The organism is Vibrio sp. Y20_XG_PY13, from assembly GCF_024181925.1.
In the GTDB taxonomy this organism is placed as follows: domain Bacteria; phylum Pseudomonadota; class Gammaproteobacteria; order Enterobacterales; family Vibrionaceae; genus Vibrio; species Vibrio parahaemolyticus.
The window spans coordinates 140,630-159,283 of record NZ_JAMZAL010000005.1; the positions used below are offsets into that span (position 1 = coordinate 140,630).

Sequence of the window (18,654 nt, forward strand, 5' to 3'; positions counted from 1 at the left end):
ATAAATACAAGTGGTAAAGATCTCATTTCCGAAAGCAAATCCTCTATCAAATTGCACTTATTACACAATGGGTGTTTAATACTTTCAGTCAAAATTTTTTAGCCACTAAAGGTTCTATATGGCAACGATCAAGGATGTCGCGAAAGAAGCCGGTGTCTCGGTCGCAACGGTTTCTCGCGTGATAAACAAGTCCCCAAAAGCCAGTCAATCATCGGTAGAGTCGGTCACCAAAGCAATGAGCAAATTGGGTTACAGACCCAATGCCGCAGCTCGCGCACTGGTGAGTCAAAGCACAAACACCATGGGTGTGTTGGTGAGTGATGTGTCCGATCCTTTCTTCGGCACGCTGGTCAAATCCGTCGATAATGTCGCGCGCGAAAATGGCAAACATATCTTGATTGGCAACGGTTACCATAATCCAGAAGATGAACGTCAAGCCCTAGAATTGCTGATCAACAGCCGTTGCGATGCAATAGTCATCCACTCGAAAGGCTTATCTGATGAGGAGCTAATTGGCTATGCCCAAGAAGTGAAAGGTATGGTGCTTATCAATCGTCATATCCCAGAGCTTGCTGAGCGCTGTATTTCCCTTGATAACCGCAAAGGAGCATTCCTCGCGACAGAATATTTAATTCGTCACGGGCATCGCAAAATCGCTTGTATTGCCTCATCCCACGATATCGAAGATACCGATGAGCGATTGCAAGGTTACCAAGCAGCATTGAAAGAACATGGTATTGAACTCTCCAAAAGCTACATCGAATACGGTGAGCCCAACAGTGATGGTGGCGAAGTTGCGATGACCAACCTGTTAACCAAATCTTTGGAGATTACTGGAGTGGTGGCCTACAACGACTACATGGCCGCTGGCGCACTCGCAGCGTTAGATCAAAATGGCATTGACGTACCAAGTAAGGTTTCTATGGTCGGGTTCGATGATGGCTTAATCGCCCGCTTTGTTCACCCTAGCTTGACTACTATTCGCTACCCAATCGAGATGATGGCAGAACGCGCCGCCCGTTTGGCTTTGGCTTTGGCGCTATCTCGTGACGAAAAAGTTGAAGATGAAACCATTATTTTTAGCCCAACTTTAGTACGAAGAAACTCTGTTGAGCGTTGTTGATGGTAGATAATCTGTAATTTGAAAACGAAAAGCCCGCTCAGGTTATTGAGGGGGCTTTTTCTTTGAGCAATTGTCGAGACGATATGGATTCTAGCTCAAGGCTTCGTGCGGTTTTACAGACTTAACGTCAACGCCTTCCGCAAACTCACCACGCTGTAATTTTTCTCGTAAAATCGCATGTTGGTCTTCGGTAAATGTGTAGCGAGACATAATAAAGATGCGCACTAGAGCTCCCAATGCGGGTAGCAACGCAATACAGAAGAACATGCCATTGAGCGCGGTTTCCGTTTGCGCCGCATTTGGTACATAGCCAATCATCGTCAAGATTAACCCCGTTAAGCCGCCCGCTACCGCAACAGAAAGTTTGCCTGTAAAGGTTTGTCCCGAGAACGTGATCGCCGCGGTACGTTTGCCACTGTGGTAGTACGAATACTCTACTGTGTCTGCAATCATGGCCGAGATAAGAGGGTTGGTCATCATAAAGATGCCAGTAATCACCGCTAACCACGCCATCACGACCGTTGGATTATCATAGCCAGTAAAATAGAACCCAATGCGAGCGATGATCTCTAAAACACACAGCGCAATAAAGATGTCACGTTTTTTGAAACGCTTTGTCAGCACAGGCGTAGCCAAACATGCGATCGCACTTACCAAAGTGATGGTACCAATCAGAGAGACTAACCCTGCATCTCCCATGTTGTATGTGAAGAAGAAAATGTACAGGCCATTCACTAGATTGAAAAACACATTCATGAAAAACGCTGCCAGAATAAAAAACAACGGCTTATTTTTACGAACGGCTTGAAAGGTTTGTTTTAGCGTGACTTTTTCGCAGCTCTTCGTCGAGATGCGTTCTTTGGTGTTGTAAAAACCGTTCAGCATGAAGAACAAACCCGCAATCATCAACACAATCACAGCTGGTAAGTAACCCTGATCTGCGCGGCCATCAGCGAAGTAAGCGCTCAGTTTCGGGAACACAACCAAAGTCGCACCAATACCCGCATTCACCCCTAACATGGCACAAGTTGCCGCTTTTGCTCGCTCTTGTGGTTCATCCGTCATAACAGAAGACATAGACCAAAACGGCACGTCAGAAATAGTGTAAAGCGTACCCCAAAGAATGTAAGTGATACCGGCATACATCACTTTTGTCGATGTATCAGCATCGATGTTATAGAAAGCGGCCACCGTGACCAGAACAATCAGAACCGGCGTAAACAGCATGTAAGGGCGGAATTTACCAAAGCGAGAGTCCAACGTGTCCATGTATCCAGCAATGAGCGGATCGTTCACCGCATCCCACACACGAGCAATCAAAAAAATCGTACTCGCCGCAATTGGAGAAATGCCCAAAATATCGGTATAGAAATAAAGAATAAAAGAGCCGACTAGACCAAAGCTAAAGCACTGGCCTACCCCATAGCCGAAGTAAGACATCAGCTCCTTATTAGTGAGTTTGTTTTGTAGAGTAGTCATTGTTCACGTCTCAATTGATTTTATTGTAAATAAGAAACCGACCCATTTCTCAGAGTCGGCTCACAGGCAATTAATCCACTTCTGCGAGTGTTTTGATCAATTGCACTTCGCTTGCGTCATACGGCTGTCCTTGCTCATCAAGCAGATCGTGGAACCATTGACTCGTATAGTTTGCATCGCTACGTTTTATCTCTGGCCAAGGCAGATGCGTTTGTGTTTTTCCTTTCACTAATCCCCACTGGTAGCAGCCAATGTTTTTCTGTTTAAAGACCGGAAGCTGTTCGTGCATGTACGATTGCGCATGACGAGCAAGCCACTCAGTACACATCATTGGTCGGTTGTAGCTTTCTACAATTTCAACGGCTTTATGGAACAGATCGAGTGGTAAGTAAGCGTGGAAAGTAATGATGTCCGATAGCTCCATCGCTTTGCGATCGGTTGGGTGTTCATAAATCGGCAGGCTTCGGTCAAGAATGCTTGGCGCATGCCAAGCGCCAACGGTGAGAGGCTGAGTTGGGTTTTCTTCACGTGCCCACTCAAACGCTTGTTCCATCAGCTCATGACTAAAGATTTCCATTTCTTCGTCGTAAGCGATCTCACCCGTGGTGGTGAAAATCATGCGATTGGTTGGCTCGTTATAGAGATCCCAAATAACGATTCGAGGGTCATTTTTGTAGGTAGAGATGATGTCGCGAATATACGCTTCGACCTCACCCCACATAGATTTGTCCATCACCACATTGCGACCAGGACTTGCTGCTGCTTGGCTGTTGTGCAAATCAGGTACGGGCGCTTTTTGTTCACCAAGATAAGGGTGGTCGCCCGAAAAACCGCAGTCATCCATCGGCGTAAGCATCACTTTGATTTGATTGCGTTCGCAAATATCCAGAAAGCGCTCAATTCGCGCATGTAAACCATCGCGATCCGCTTGCCAAACTATAAATGGTAAGTTGGTACGTAAAGTGTTGTAACCCACATCATGCGCCCAAGCTAACTCTTGTTCCATCACCTCAGGAGCAAAAGATTCCGCTTGCCACATCTCATTCCAGTTAACCGCTGTGCGCGGTAAATAGTTAAAGCCACGTAGCCAGCCATGCTCTTTTTGCCATTGCCACGCTTTCTCTTCCGACCATCTTTTCATCTTACTCACCTTAAAACTAAATTATTAACTAATAATATTAGCTAATATATTAATTAATAATTTAATGACTAGGTGTTCAAAGAATAAACGTGGTGAAAATCACAGCTTTTAAGTTGCTCTGACTTACTTTTGTGATCTTCATCTTTAAAGGATGATCCGAACTTAATCTTTAGCTAATATCTTTAGCTAACGAAATTAAGTAAAAGAGCAGAATGGCTAAAAAAATCACCATGAGTGACATTGCGGCGGCGGCTGGCGTCTCTCAGTCGACCGTATCGCTGGTATTGAATGGCTCAACTTCCGTAAAAATCGCGGAAGCGACCAAACGTAAAGTGCTCGAAACCGCAGAATCACTTGGCTACAAAAACAAAAAGGTTGCCCATGCTTTGGGACGCCCTAAAAAGATCGCATTGGTGATCAATGGCTTAACCAGTTATGACCCATTTATCGATGCCATCAATGCAGCGAGAGAAGAAGCGTGGTCGAACGACTACATATTGGTGACGTTCAATTACAGCCATGATGAAGTGTTGGCAAGCAAGATTGAGTCGGAGATCAACGGCGGTGATTACGCAGGTTTGGTTTACGCATCCAGTATGACGCGAGAGTTGGAGCAGCAACGCGTCACAACTTCCTTACCGACTGTGCTGCTGAACTGCACCAACGAAGAACACACCGAAACGCCAAGTATTTTGCCGGCCGATATGATTGGAGCTTACAAAGCAGTTTCACACCTCACAGCGCAAGGTTATCGTCGCATTGCCATGCTGTCTGGTGAAAGTTGGATGCTAGCCAGTAAGCAACGTGCCGATGGTTACCGTCAGGCTCTCATTGATGCAGACATCATTCCTAACTCAGAGTATTTAGTCGATGCAAACTGGTCGCTAAAAGAAGCGCACCAGCAAACACTGGCACTACTGAATATGGAGCAGCCGCCAGAAGCGATTTTCTGTGGCAGCGACTATATGGCAATGGGGTGCTACCAAGCGATAGCGGAGTTGGGGTTGAAGATTCCTCAGGATGTTGCCGTTGTCGGTTACGATAATCAGCAAATCGCCTCTGAAAGCTTCCCAGCATTAACGTCGGTTGAACTGCCCTACTCAGACATGGGTAAACTCGCAATCGAATCGTTGATGGCACTGATTGAAGGGCAACCGTTGCTTTCTAACAAACGCAAAGTAGAGGGTGAGCTCATCGTTCGAACCTCTTCGACAAAAACAAAAAAGGTGGGCATGTAGCCCACCATAACACCCAAAGTCGTTGGAGGTGCAGCATTGCTGCCGCTGCAAGTTCAAAGGGTAGAAGTGCTATCTAAAATTCAAACTGATAAGTAGTTTGATGTTGATAGCAATCCCCAGAGCTCAACACCCCATTGTTGAGTCCCCATTCTGGTTTGTTTGGCCCGTCTGGAAAGTATTGCGTTTCCAATGCTAGGCCGTCATAGCGTTCGTAAGTTTTACTTGCACCTGGCGTACCGGCTAAGAAATTACCTGAATAAAACTGGATGGCAGGCTTGGTGGTTTTCACCTTCATCACCACATCTTCTTTTGGTGCAATTAAAACCGCAGCGACAGATACGCCATCGGTCACTTCAGGCATGAATACAAAGGCGTGATCGTAGCCACCAGCGGTTTTCTGATCTTGCTCAGCAAGAAATTCTTGGCCAATCGATTTTGGCTCGGTGAAGTCGAAACTGGTGCCCGAAACTGGTTTTTGTTCACCGGAAGGAATTAACCCCGCATCCGTTGGCAAGTAATGCCCAGCATTGAGCTGTAAAGTATGATCCAAACTTTTCGCGCGGCTCGCCTCACCAGCCAAGTTAAAGTAGGCGTGATTGGTTAAATTCACTGGCGATGTTTTGTCGGTCTTAGCATCATAGGAGATAGCTAGTTCATTCTCGTCAGTGAGCGTGTACGTCACCTTCACATCGAGGTTTCCCGGATAGCCTTGGTCACCGTCCGGGGAGCGAAGTGAAAAAGTGACCTGTTGATCATTTTGCTCTTCAACCTTCCAGCGGCGTTTATCAAACCCTTCCAGCCCACCGTGCAGTGAGTTTTCACCGTTATTGATACCAAGTTGATACTTCTCTCCGTCTATCTCAAACTGCCCCTTCGCAATTCGGTTAGCAAAGCGGCCAACAATGGAACCGAAGTAAGCGTCTTGCTTCATGTGTTCAGCCATATTTGGTGAGCGCAACAACACTTCACGGGTTTCACCATTTACCGGTAATGTGCAACTCAACCACGTCGCACCGATATCCATAAACGACGCTGTCATACCATTCGCGTTGGTCAAATGAATCAGAGTCGCAGTTTGGCCATCAAACGACGGCGTTTGCGCCATCGCTTGTTCTAGTTGTTGAAAATAGGCTTTCATCATCATTCCTTACAGCACTTCAACCAAACCCGCACCATTTTTGGCTTGGCAAACATAAATCGACTCTTTTAAGCCCGTAGCCGCTTGGTACTTCGCTTCAACTGCCGCTTTCACGTCATCAACCAGTGCTGGCGGTACAAGTGCCACGATGCAACCACCAAAGCCACCGCCAGTCATGCGCACGCCGCCTTGATCACCGATCACCTCTTTGACTATATCCACCAGCGTATCGATTTCTTTTACCGTGATTTCGAAATCATCGCGCATCGAGGCATGAGACTCGGCCATCAGCTCGCCCATACGCTTCATGTCGTGTGCTCGTAGCGCTTGTGCCGCTTCCACAGTACGATCATTTTCTGTGATGACGTGACGTGCACGCTTGGCCACCATTTCATCCAGCTCAGCGACTTTCTCGTTGAACTGCTCAATCGTCACATCACGCAAAGCTTTCACACCGAAAATACGCGCCGCTTCTTCACATTGCTGACGACGAGTGTTGTATTCGCTGTCGACCAAACCACGTTTTTTATTCGAGTTGATGATCACGACAGCCATGTCTTCTGGCATAGAGACTGCTTCAGTTTCAAGGCTACGGCAATCTAATAGCATCGCATGATTTTCACGCCCTTCCGATGAAATCATTTGATCCATGATGCCGCAGTTGCAACCGACGAATTCGTTCTCTGCTTGCTGACCGTTTAACGCAATTTCGGCTTGGCTGATCTCAAGATTGAACAGCACTTTGAACGTCTGGCCAATTACCACTTCCAACGCCGCCGATGAGCTCAAACCCGCGCCTTGAGGCACGTTGCCGCTGACTGAAATATCCGCCCCAGTAAACTGGTAGCCACGCGCCAGAAGACACTTCACCACGCCGCGAATGTAGTTCGCCCACATTTTGTCTTGCTGGAAGGTAATGGCTTGCGTGATATCGAATTCGTCCACTGCGTTACCGTAATCGACCGACACCACACGCACGATATTGTCTTCACGCTTTGCCGCCGCCACGACCGTTTGGTAGTTAATGGCACACGGTAGGACAAAACCATCGTTGTAATCGGTGTGCTCACCAATCAAGTTCACACGACCAGGCGCTTGAATAATATGGCTAGGTGCGTAGCCCAACACTTGCTCAAATGACGCTTTCACATTTTGGATAAGTTCAGACATAGGGACGTTCTCTTAAAATAGTAATTTGTGTGGGATAGCGCGTTGAGCCTAACTTTCTATCTGTAAAGTCGCGCTATCCCGTTATTCGTAATCAGTCCAATTTAAAGACTTAGCATTCTTTGTAGTGGACATCACTCACATCACGCAGACGCTGCGCCGCTTGCTCTGCGGTAAGGTCACGTTGGCTTTCTGCCAGCATTTCGTAGCCCACCATGAACTTACGAACCGTGGCACTGCGCAGCAGTGGCGGATAAAAAAGTGCATGAAGCTGCCAATGGTCGATGTCTGTGCCCTGGTCAAAAAACGGCGCGTAGTGCCAGCCCATTGAATATGGGAATGAGCATTGGAATAAATTGTCGTAACGGCTGGTCAGCTTCTTGATCGCTCGCGCTAAATCGTCTCGTTGCTCATCGTTGAGTTCGCTCATGCGACGAATGTGCGTTTTCGGCAACAACATAGTTTCGAACGGCCACGCGGCCCAGTAAGGCACGACGGCCAACCAGTGTTCGGTTTCTACCACAATGCGTGAGCCGTCTTTGAGTTCCGCTTGCACGTAATCCACCAGCAAGTTGCTGCCGTGTTCTTGGTAGTAGGCTTTTAGGTTGTGCTCTTTGCGCTCGATTTCATTTGGTAAGAAGCTGTTCGCCCAGATTTGACCGTGCGGATGAGGCTGAGAACAGCCCATGGTTTCGCCTTTGTTTTCGAACGCCTGAACCCAAACGTACTCTTTGCCGAGCTCTTCAATTTGCTCATTCCATGTATCAATCACGCCACGAATATTATCCACAGGCAGCTCCGGTAAGGTTTTGCTGTGATCTGGCGAGAAGCAAATCACTCGGCTCAAACCACGCACGCCTTGCGTTTTGAATAGCGGGTTGTTTGACTCCGGTGCATCTGGTGAATCCACCATCAGCGCAGCAAAATCGTTATTGAACACATAGGTGCCTTGGTAATCTGGATTAACATCGCCAGAGATACGTTCGTTGGTTGGACAAAGGAAACATTTACCGTCATAGCTTGGTAGCTCATCCAATGCGGGCTTTTCATCTGCGCCGCTCCAAGGGCGTTTTGCACGGTGAGGTGAAACCAAAATCCATTGCCCAGTCAGAGGGTTGTAACGGCGGTGTGGATGATCCACTGGGTTAAATTCGACATTCGACATGTTACTTACTCAACTCTTTAAAATTCTTCAAACTCAGCTTCCCAAAACCGTGAGAAGCGCAGATGGCAACGCGCGACTGCAATTACTCCGGGGAATAGCCACTAGGGTTATTTGACTGCCAGTGCCACGTATCGGCGGTCATTTCAGCCACCGTGCGTGTTGCTTTCCAACCTAGTTCACGCTCAGCTTTTTCCGTGCTTGCCCAACATTCAGCAATATCCCCAGGACGACGCGGGCATAACTCGTAAGGCACAGGTTTACCGCAAGCGGCCGCGAACGCATCCACCATCTCAAGTACGCTCGAGCCTTTACCTGTACCTAAGTTGTAAATGTGCAAACCCGATTTCTCACCCACCGATTTCAATGCGGCGATGTGGCCGTCGGCCAAATCCATCACATGGATGTAATCACGCACGCCAGTGCCGTCAGGGGTTGGGTAGTCGCTACCGAATACCGCGAGTTTTTCTCGGCGACCAACAGCGACTTGGGCGATAAATGGCATCAAGTTATTGGGAATGCCTTGTGGGTCTTCCCCCATACAGCCCGATGGGTGCGCGCCAACTGGGTTGAAGTAACGCAGTAAGGTGATGCTCCAATCGTTTTCAGCATGGAACAGATCGCTTAAGCACTGCTCCACCATATATTTGCTGCGTCCGTATGGGTTGGTGGTTGCGCCTGTTGGTGAATCTTCCGTAATCGGCACTATTTCTGGGTCACCGTAAACCGTTGCCGATGAACTGAATACGATGCTTTTCACGCCCGCTTTACGCATGCTGCGCGCCAACACCAATGAGCCATTGACGTTGTTGTCGTAGTACTCAAGTGGTTTTGCCACCGATTCGCCAACCGCTTTGAGGCCAGCAAAGTGGATCACGGCTTGGATGTCGTGCTGCGCGAATACCGTATCCAAAAAGGCTTCGTCACGGATGTCACCTTGGTGGAACGCAGGCTGTTTGCCAGTCAGCGCTTCAATACGGTTTAACACTTCCAGTTTGGCGTTACACAAGTTATCAACGATGATAGGTTCCATTCCCGCTTCAATCATCTGAACGCAAGTGTGACTACCGATGTATCCCATACCGCCTGTGACAAGAACTTTCACTTTTTGCTTCTCCACGTTTGCTGCTTTCTGTTCATACCTCACTCTGATGCGCTAAAAGCCAATCGCCATTGCATCGAATCGGTACGCCCATTTCTTAACTGGCTAAAAGTCTAGCAACCAATCTCGATCCAGATCCGTGATCGAATTCAAATTGTGTAAACGCTTCCACAAAATTACACGAAAGCCTTATTTTAGATGCAGACTTTAGTTAAATTAAACCGGGAAGATGATGAGCAGTGAAGATGAGTCGAGCAGATACCGCTCTCTTTCATGGATCGCACGATTTTACTAAAAGTTTGTGCATCCCTAAGTAGCTGTTTACAATAGCCAGATTATTGAGTTCTCACTTGGACTGTGAGCAATGCCAACGGGAAATGTACATGGCAACACTAAAAGATATCGCCACTGAAGCGGGCGTCTCACTTGCAACCGTATCGCGAGTTTTGAATGACGATCCGACGTTGAGCGTTAAAGAAGAAACCAAACGCCGCATTTTAGAAATCGCAGAAAAGCTGGAGTACCGCACCAGCAGCTCGAAGAAAGCCACCAAAGAAGCCAAGCAAAAACATCACTTTTTGGCCTTGTACAATTACAAACAAGAAGCAGAAGTGAATGACCCGTACTACTTGTCGATTCGTCATGGGATTGAAACTCAGTGCGATAAACTCGGCATTACGCTAACCAATTGCTACAACAGCGAAATTGATGTTGAAACGCAAAAGATCACGGGTGTCCTTTTAGTCGGGAAAGTCGACCAAAAGGTGGTCAATAAGTTACCTAAACGCCTAGCCGATAGCATCTGTTACATTGACTTTTCAGATCCAACTAGTCCTTACGATTGCGTTGATATCGACCTTGTAAGAATCAGCAAGCAAGTGGTTGATTTCTTTGTACAACAAGGCTACGAGCGTATCGGATTTATTGGTGGACAAGACGAGCCCAACACCGCAGACATTCGTGAAAATGCGTTTGTGGACTACGGCAGTCTAAAAGGTGTGGTTTCTGAAGACGACATTTATCGTGGCGATTTCTCTAGCTTGTCCGGTTATGACTTAGCGAAAGAGATGCTGGCCAAAGGCGATTTCCCAAAAGCGATGTTCATTGCTTCGGACTCCATTGCGATTGGTGTGTTACGAGCAGTGCATGAGTTTGGTTTAAACATTCCTGATGATATTGCGCTGATCAGCGTGAACGACATCCCTACCGCGCGCTTTACCTTCCCACCTCTATCTACCGTTCGTATTCATTCTGAAATGATGGGCATTCAAGGCGTGAACTTGTTAGTAGAAAAATACCGTGACGGACGCGCACTGCCCCTTCAAGTGTACGTTCCAAGCAAGCTCAAGCTACGCGGCACAACTCGATAAAAACACCCTCAAAACTGCTCAAATAAGGCACTGAATTTTCAGTGCTTTTTTATTTCTTCTTTTATTTTCTACCGAATTTTTACTGTTTTTACTTTCCAAAAAAAATCTAGAACGCATTCCTTTACTCTGATCACATATTGCTCAACATTGGTCATTTAAAACGTGACCAAGTTAAAGTAAAACGTTTTCACTAATTTATTTTAGTAAAACTTTTACTAATATCTTTCTCAGATTATTCATAAGCATTTTTCACAATACATCGGCCGTTGTTTTTGCACTGATGTTGAGCCGCGATGAAACCAATCCGCACTCCAACATAAGCACACCAAGCCGAGGGGGAGATCAAAACGTGAACAATTGGGAAAACTTCCAACACTTACACGAGAATCGTATGGCACCGCGTGCGTACTTTTTCTCCTACGACTCTGTTCAGAGCGCACAAACCTTTCAACGTGAACTGAGTCGCCGCTTTATGTTACTCAGCGGCCAATGGACATTCCGTTATTTCACCAACCCAATGTTGGTGCCTGATGCGTTTTACTCACAAACAATGAACGACTGGGCACACATTACCGTCCCAAACATGTGGCAAATGGAAGGCCACGGCGATCTGCAATACACCGATGAAGGCTTCCCATTCCCGATCGACGTCCCGTTTGTACCAACCGACAACCCAACGGGCGCTTATCAACGCACATTTACACTTGGTCCACAGTGGGATAACCAACAAACCATCATCAAGTTCGATGGCGTGGAAACCTACTTTGAAGTGTACGTAAACGGCGAGTACGTCGGCTTTAGTAAAGGCAGCCGACTCACAGCGGAATTCGACATTTCCAAGTTCGTCCAACAAGGCGAAAACTTACTCTCTGTACGCGTAATGCAGTGGGCCGATTCCACTTACATTGAAGACCAAGACATGTGGTGGACGGCGGGGATATTCCGTGATGTTTATCTAATCGGAAAAGAGAACATTCACGTCCAAGACCTAACAATTCGCACCGATTTCGCCGACGATTACCAAAGTGCGACGCTCAGTGCTCAAATCGAATTGGAAAACCTTTCCACCGCTATCGCGTCTGGCTATACGCTGGAATACGCGCTGCATGACAAAGGCACTGTCGTAGCCAGTGGTCAATGCGATTCACTGACCATCCAAAACCACCACTCAACAAGCTTTGCGATTGATATGGTGAGCCCAACACATTGGACGGCTGAAAATCCTTACCTTTACCACTTGTTCATTACCTTAAAAGATCACCAAGGCAACGTAGTGGAAGTGATCCCACAACGCGTGGGTTTCCGTGACATCAAAGTGCGCGATGGCCTGTTTTACATCAACAATCAATACGTGATGCTGCATGGTGTAAACCGTCATGACAACGACCACCTAAAAGGTCGCGCAGTGGGCATGGACCGCGTGGAAAAAGATCTGATTTTGATGAAGCAACACAACATCAACTCGGTTCGCACCGCACACTACCCGAACGACCCACGCTTCTACGAGCTGTGTGATATTTACGGCCTGTTTGTGATGGCAGAAACCGATGTGGAAACCCACGGCTTTGCCAACGTTGGCGACCTGAGCCGTATCACCAATGATCCAGCATGGGAAGCGGTGTTTGTTGATCGCGCAGTGCGCCATGTGCACGCACAGAAAAACCACCCTTCTATCATCATGTGGTCACTCGGTAACGAATCGGGTTATGGCTGTAACATCCGTGCGATGTATGCAGCGACCAAAGCAATTGATGACACCCGTTTGGTTCACTACGAAGAAGACCGCGATGCTGAAGTGGTGGATGTGATTTCCACTATGTACTCACGCGCTCAATTGATGAATTACTTTGGCGAACACCCACACGAGAAGCCACGCATTATCTGCGAATACGCACACGCGATGGGTAACGGGCCGGGTGGTCTGACGGAATACCAAAACGTGTTCTATGCGCACGACCACATTCAAGGTCACTACGTTTGGGAATGGTGTGATCACGGCATTCTAGCGCGTGATGAACACGGCCAAGAGTTCTACAAATACGGCGGCGATTACGGCGATTACCCAAACAACTACAACTTCTGCATGGATGGTCTGATTTACCCAGATCAAACCCCGGGCCCTGGCCTGAAAGAATACAAACAAGTCATTGCACCGGTGAAAATCCGCGCCGTTGAAGGTTGCCATGACCGCTTTATCGTTGAGAACAAATTGTGGTTCACCAACCTCGATGATTACACCATCACTGCCGACGTGCGTGCCGAAGGTGAAACCCTGCGTAGCGTGCAATTCAAAGTCGAAGCTTTGGTCGCCAACAGCGAACGTGAAGTGACCATCGACTTGCCAGAATTGGATGAGCGCGAAGCCTTTGTTAACTTCACCGTACGCAAAGACAGTCGCACGCTTTACAGCGAAGCCAACCATGAAATTGCGGTGTATCAGTTCCAACTGAAAGAAAAGACCGAGTCTGCACCTGCGTTCATCAATCGCAACGCACAACCTTTGGTGATTAACGAAAGCCGTTTGGAACACGTAATTGAAGGTCATAACTTCACGCTCACTTTCTCGAAAGTAAACGGCAAGCTGACTTCTTGGCGCGTAAATGGCGAAGAGATCATTCAATCTGAGCCGAGACTGAACTTCTTCAAACCGATGATTGATAACCACAAACAAGAGTATGAAGGTTTGTGGCACCCAGCGCATCTGCAAATCATGCAGGAGCACTTCCGCACACTTGCTGTGGAAGCAACAGATGATTCCGTCTTGATTACGACCACCAGCATCATTGCACCGCCGGTCTTTGATTTTGGCATGCGTTGTACCTATCGCTACCAAATCAATGCTCAAGGCCATTTGAACGTGGAACTGAGTGGCGAGCGCTACGGCGACTACCCTCACGTGATTCCGGTGATTGGCTTGGATTTGGGCATCAACGGCAGCTTTGACCAAGTGAGCTACTACGGTCGCGGCCCAGAAGAAAACTACCAAGACAGTCGCCAAGCTAACCTCATTGATGTTTACCACACCAATGTGGCGGACATGTTCGAGAACTACCCGTTCCCGCAAAACAACGGCAACCGCCAACACGTGCGCTGGGCATCGCTCACCAACCGTCATGGCACAGGGTTATTGGTGAAACCTCAGCAAGAAATCAACTTCAGCGCGTGGTTCTACACCAACCAAAACCTGCATCAAGCGCAACATACGATCGAGCTAGAAAAGAGTGGCTACATCACCCTTAACCTTGACCATCAAGTGATGGGGTTAGGCTCGAACTCATGGGGCAGCGAAGTGCTCGACTCTTACCGCGTGTACATGGACGAGTTCCGTTACGGTTTGACGCTGATGCCACTGCAAGCAGGCGATTGCAACGCACACGTGATGGCAAACCATGATTTCGACAACGCGTTTTTCACTCAAACCAATACTCAATCAGTCAACGAGGCGTAACCCATGATCGTGTTAGACAGCTTAGAGCAATTCAAACAGGTATATCGCAACGGTCGTAAATGGAACCGCTGTGTGGAAGCCATTGGCAACATCGGCAACATCAAAGATGGCGTGATGCACTCGATTGGCGATTCACTGGTTTACATGGTTGAAGATGGCATCGCGAAACAAACCGAAATGTTCATCGGTAACCGTCGTTACTTCGATGTGCATTACTACCTCGAAGGCCGAGAAACCGTTGAGTTCGCGGATAAAACCGCGTTAACCCTAGAGCAAGCTTATCGTGATGAAACTGACCGCGAGTTTTTTTCTGGTCAGGGTGAAACACGTGAGCTTTGCGAAGGCCAAGTGGCAATTTTTGAAAACAGTGAAGCGTACCGCTTCTATGGAGACAACCGCGTAAGAAAAGTGGTGCTCAAAGTGACCATCGAAGATGGCTACTTTCTAAATAAATAAAACAAGAGAAGGGCTGTGGTCACAGCATTACAAGCCCTTCCTCCCTACAATTCCAACGTGATTCACCGGAGATAGAACATGTCTGAATCCAAACGTAATACGATAGGCAAATTCGGGTTGTTGTCCCTCACCTTTGCCGCAGTATTTAGCTTTAATAACGTAATCAATAACAACATCGAGATCGGTCTAGCTTCTGCGCCAATGTTCTTTCTGGCGACCATTTTTTATTTCATTCCTTTCTGTTTGATCATCGCAGAATTCGTATCTCTGAATAAAGATTCTGAAGCGGGGGTCTACGCATGGGTAAAAAGCTCACTCGGCGGTCGCTGGGCGTTTATCTCTGCCTACACTTACTGGTTCGTTAACCTATTCTTCTTCACGTCCTTGCTGCCGCGTGTTATCGCTTATGCGTCTTACGCGTTCTTGGGCTATGAATACATTCTGACGCCATTCACCACTACCGTGCTCAGTATGATTTTGTTTGCGTTTGCAACCTACGTATCGACGAACGGCGCGAAAATGTTGGGGCCAATTACGTCGGTGACCTCCTCCCTCATGCTGCTACTGACAATGTCGTACATTTTACTGGCTGGCGCAGCGTTGATCGGCGGCGTAGAACCAGCTGACCCAATTACTGTAGAAGCGATGATCCCTGATTTCAGCTGGGCATTTTTAGGCATTACTACATGGATCTTTATGGCGGCAGGCGGTGCGGAATCGGTCGCGGTTTACGTAAACGATGTAAAAGGCGGCTCGAAATCGTTCGTTAAAGTCATCATCATCGCAGGTATCTTTATCGGCGTGCTTTACTCAGTTGCGTCTGTTTTGATTAACGTGTTTGTTCCTAGCGAAACCCTAAAATACACGGGTGGATCGGTTCAAGTATTTGAAGGTTTGGCTGCGTACTTTGGTTTGCCAGAAATCCTGATGAACCGCTTCGTAGGCTTGGTATCCTTCACCGCTATGTTTGGCTCTCTACTGATGTGGACAGCAACGCCAGTGAAAATCTTCTTCTCTGAGATTCCAGAAGGCATTTTTGGCAAGAAAACCGTAGAGCTGAACGAAAACGGCGTACCAGCTCGCGCAGCTTGGTATCAATTCCTTATCGTTATCCCACTGATGATCATCCCAACATTAGGTTCTAACACCGCTCAAGATCTGATGAACACCGTAATCAACATGACGGCAGCCGCCTCGATGCTGCCACCACTGTTCATCATGTTGGCATACCTGAATCTGCGCTTGAAACTGGATCACGTAGAGCGTGATTTCAAAATGGGCTCACGCAAAATGGGCATCGCTACCGTATCGGTACTGATCGCTATCTTTACGGTTGGTTTCTTAGCATCGACCTTCCCTACTGGGGCCGACATCATGACCATCATTTTCTACAACGTTGGCGGTATCGTGATTTTCCTTGGCTTTGCTTGGTGGAAGTACAGCCAATACGAAAAATCATTGAATCAGGAAGAGCGTATAAAAGAAGCCGCACCAGCTTCGCAAGCGGTATAACACAGACTTTCAATGACAAACATTCTGGGCACCCTTTGGTGCCCTTTTTTATATGTGAGAGGTGATGGTCGAAGAAACCAACTCGCGTAGCCAAATGCCTTTGTCTTCATTGTTTCGGCTGGAATGCCACAGCATGGCAATATCAAAATCCGCAACGGCGATCGGCGGCTTAATAGTAATGAGATCGTCCGAAAAGCCCTCCGCCAACGCCATTTTTTCTGGCACGATGGCAATGAGATCGCGCTTTTTCAATAAATGCCGAATAGTGAGAAAGTTGCGCGACGCCACGGTGACTTTACGGCTCAAGCCATGTTCTGCGAGCTTTTGGTCTACTTGTGTCTTTAAGCTCCCATCGGGACTTACCAGAGCTTGCTCTATGTTCGCGAACGCTTCCAGAGACAGCTGTGTTTCCCCTTTCAATACCTGTTTATCACACATACACACGTGTTTTTCCGTGTACAAGTACAAGCTCTCAAAGTTGTCATCCAACACCGGCATGCTGCCAATAATGACATCGAGCTTTTCGTGCTCAGTTAATGCCACGTAGTTGCTACGATTGACGTTAATAAAACTGATCTGGGCCTCTGGTGCGCGCTGGCGTATTTCGTCATAAAGCCGAGGAGCAAAAATAAACTCGGCATAATCCGTTAACCCAATGCGACATACACCCGCGTAATTTTCAGGTTGGAAGGCAGACTTAGTGAGCAAGTCTTTGGCGATAGAGTCCAGCAAATGATGCACGGTTGGCGCGATGTGGTGAGCGTGCTCGGTGGGCTCCATCTTGTGTCCTTTTCGCTCAAAAAGCGGGTCGTCAAACAACAACCTTAAACGAGACAAACTATGACTCATCGCCGACTGGCTAACGTAACTTTTCTCTGCAGCGACGCTAACGCTTCGATGTCGATACAAGTAGGAAAACGTCACCAATAAGTTCAAGTCAATGTTGCGCCACTGAATGTCCTCTTTCACCTCAACACCTTCATCCCATTTCATTCATGAATGAAATTAAATCTATCAATTTGAGTCATTTTAGAGCATCCGATAAATTAGCAACAATGCTTTTTAGATAAACAGGCTCGACATGTTCACCATCTTCAAAACTTTTTTCTGGCTAGGTTGGTTCAGCTTCGGCGGCCCTGCGGCTCATATTGGTTATTTTCGCCAAACCTTTGTTGAGAAACTGAAATGGCTTGATGACAGCGAGTACGCGCAAATTGTCGCGCTCAGTCAGTTTTTGCCGGGACCGGGCTCAAGCCAAGTTGGCTTTGCTTTAGGCTATAAACGTGGCGGTTTAGGTGGCGCATGCGCAGCATTTGTCGGATTCACGCTTCCTTCGGTGATCATCATGTTGGCGCTGGCGATGGTGAGCAGCCAAATCACCGACACCGCAGTGTTCCAAAACATCGTTCACGGCCTAAAACTGCTCGCAGTCGTCGTCGTGGCGGATGCGACTTGGGGCATGTACAAAAACTTCTGCCAAAGCAAACTGACCGCGGGTTTGTGCGTCGCTACTGCAATTGCGTTGCTGGTGGCACCAAGCATCATGACGCAAATGTTCGTGTTGCTCGTAGCAGGTTTTGTCGGCATGCGATATCTGAAGAAAGACTCCGCGCCATCAGCCGAGCCGTTTAAACCGTCTATCACGCCATTGGCTCTATTTGCGGTGCTTTTACTCGGCTTACCGTTAGTAGCTCATACGTTGCCTTTGCTTGGGCTGTTTAGTGATTTTTTCCAAGCTGGTAGTTTAGTGTTTGGTGGCGGTCATGTGGTGCTACCGCTTCTGCAAAACATTGTTGGCGACCAGCTCAGCCAAGATGCATTTTTAACAGGCTACGCCGCTGCACAAGCTGTACCGGGGCCAATGTTCACCTTTGCGACTTTTATTGGTTATGAGCTTTCGGATACGCCAATTTTAGGCGCGCTGATCGCAACGCTTGGCGTATTCCTCCCAGGGTTTCTTTTACTGCTTGGCGTTCTTAAAAACTGGCAAGCACTGGCAGGCAAACCGCTGATCTCCGGCGCCATCAACGGTGTCAATGCCTCGGTAGTAGGGTTACTACTCGCGGCACTTTACCAGCCAGTATTTAGCAGCGCAGTTGTTGCTCCCATCGACATGGCGTTAGTGGTTGCGGGTTGCTATCTACACAAAAAGCTCAACCTATCGGTGCTGTGGATGATCGTGTTTTTTGTGGCGGCAGGCCTTGTCACGGGCATGATGTAGCCTGCTGATACGCCAACTATTGAATCCAGATAAACCACGGGTACTCAAATACGAGTGCCCGTTTTCTCAACTAAGCTTAATGATATTGGAAGGATAG

At 47.7% G+C, this 18,654-nt stretch carries 14 protein-coding genes; 7 read left to right on the forward strand and 7 right to left on the reverse strand.

What is annotated here, in order from left to right:
- Window positions 1-118 precede the first annotated feature (118 nt).
- Window positions 119-1,123: a substrate-binding domain-containing protein gene (locus NL646_RS13780; RefSeq protein ID WP_253664336.1), complete on the forward strand. Its 1,005-nt coding sequence runs from the start codon at window positions 119-121 to the stop codon at window positions 1,121-1,123.
- A 90-nt stretch (window positions 1,124-1,213) separates the two neighbouring features.
- Here NL646_RS13780 and NL646_RS13785 read toward each other — a convergent pair whose 3' ends face one another.
- Both NL646_RS13785 and NL646_RS13790 read right to left on the reverse strand, forming a co-directional pair.
- A complete protein-coding gene (locus NL646_RS13785) occupies window positions 1,214-2,602 on the reverse strand; it encodes an MFS transporter (protein ID WP_005456609.1) in 1,389 nt (462 codons plus the stop codon).
- A 70-nt stretch (window positions 2,603-2,672) separates the two neighbouring features.
- Window positions 2,673-3,743, reverse strand: a complete 1,071-nt coding sequence (locus NL646_RS13790) for a cellulase family glycosylhydrolase (protein ID WP_102590792.1) — start codon at window positions 3,741-3,743, stop codon at window positions 2,673-2,675.
- A 212-nt stretch (window positions 3,744-3,955) separates the two neighbouring features.
- Here NL646_RS13790 and NL646_RS13795 point away from each other — a divergent pair, with 212 nt between their 5' ends.
- Window positions 3,956-4,981, forward strand: coding sequence for a LacI family DNA-binding transcriptional regulator (locus tag NL646_RS13795; RefSeq protein ID WP_006742407.1), 1,026 nt, complete (start codon window positions 3,956-3,958; stop codon window positions 4,979-4,981).
- Between the two features lie 73 nt (window positions 4,982-5,054).
- Here the strand turns inward: NL646_RS13795 and galM are convergent, their stop codons facing one another.
- The 4 genes from galM to galE all read right to left on the reverse strand — a co-directional run bounded on the left by galM (window position 5,055) and on the right by galE (window position 9,553).
- Complete coding sequence (galM, locus tag NL646_RS13800) at window positions 5,055-6,119, reverse strand: galactose-1-epimerase (RefSeq protein ID WP_253664337.1); 1,065 nt, start codon at window positions 6,117-6,119, stop codon at window positions 5,055-5,057.
- 9 nt (window positions 6,120-6,128) lie between these two features.
- Window positions 6,129-7,289, reverse strand: a complete 1,161-nt coding sequence (galK, locus tag NL646_RS13805; RefSeq protein WP_253664338.1) for a galactokinase — start codon at window positions 7,287-7,289, stop codon at window positions 6,129-6,131.
- Between the two features lie 109 nt (window positions 7,290-7,398).
- Window positions 7,399-8,451, reverse strand: coding sequence for a UDP-glucose--hexose-1-phosphate uridylyltransferase (locus NL646_RS13810; RefSeq protein ID WP_253664339.1), 1,053 nt, complete (start codon window positions 8,449-8,451; stop codon window positions 7,399-7,401).
- Between the two features lie 82 nt (window positions 8,452-8,533).
- Window positions 8,534-9,553, reverse strand: a complete 1,020-nt coding sequence (gene galE / locus NL646_RS13815) for a UDP-glucose 4-epimerase GalE (protein WP_253664374.1) — start codon at window positions 9,551-9,553, stop codon at window positions 8,534-8,536.
- 380 nt (window positions 9,554-9,933) lie between these two features.
- Here galE and ebgR point away from each other — a divergent pair, with 380 nt between their 5' ends.
- From ebgR to NL646_RS13835, 4 genes are all read left to right on the forward strand, one after another.
- Window positions 9,934-10,920 carry a transcriptional regulator EbgR gene (ebgR, locus tag NL646_RS13820; RefSeq protein WP_005494135.1) on the forward strand — a complete coding sequence of 329 codons (987 nt, stop codon included), beginning with the start codon at window positions 9,934-9,936 and terminating at the stop codon, window positions 10,918-10,920.
- A gap of 349 nt (window positions 10,921-11,269) precedes the next feature.
- A complete protein-coding gene (gene ebgA / locus NL646_RS13825) occupies window positions 11,270-14,368 on the forward strand; it encodes a beta-galactosidase subunit alpha (protein WP_253664340.1) in 3,099 nt (1,032 codons plus the stop codon).
- 3 nt (window positions 14,369-14,371) lie between these two features.
- On the forward strand, window positions 14,372-14,824 hold the full coding sequence (locus NL646_RS13830) for a beta-galactosidase subunit beta (RefSeq protein WP_069533139.1): 453 nt from the start codon (window positions 14,372-14,374) through the stop codon (window positions 14,822-14,824).
- Between the two features lie 78 nt (window positions 14,825-14,902).
- Window positions 14,903-16,336 (forward strand): amino acid permease, encoded by a 1,434-nt coding sequence (locus tag NL646_RS13835; protein ID WP_005456559.1) that lies wholly within the window; start codon window positions 14,903-14,905, stop codon window positions 16,334-16,336.
- A gap of 48 nt (window positions 16,337-16,384) precedes the next feature.
- Here NL646_RS13835 and NL646_RS13840 read toward each other — a convergent pair whose 3' ends face one another.
- Complete coding sequence (locus NL646_RS13840; protein ID WP_020835433.1) at window positions 16,385-17,329, reverse strand: LysR family transcriptional regulator; 945 nt, start codon at window positions 17,327-17,329, stop codon at window positions 16,385-16,387.
- Window positions 17,330-17,417: 88 nt separating this feature from the next.
- On the opposite strand from NL646_RS13840, the gene chrA reads away from it, so the two are divergent.
- A complete protein-coding gene (gene chrA / locus NL646_RS13845; RefSeq protein ID WP_140097675.1) occupies window positions 17,418-18,557 on the forward strand; it encodes a chromate efflux transporter in 1,140 nt (379 codons plus the stop codon).
- Window positions 18,558-18,654 lie beyond the last annotated feature (97 nt).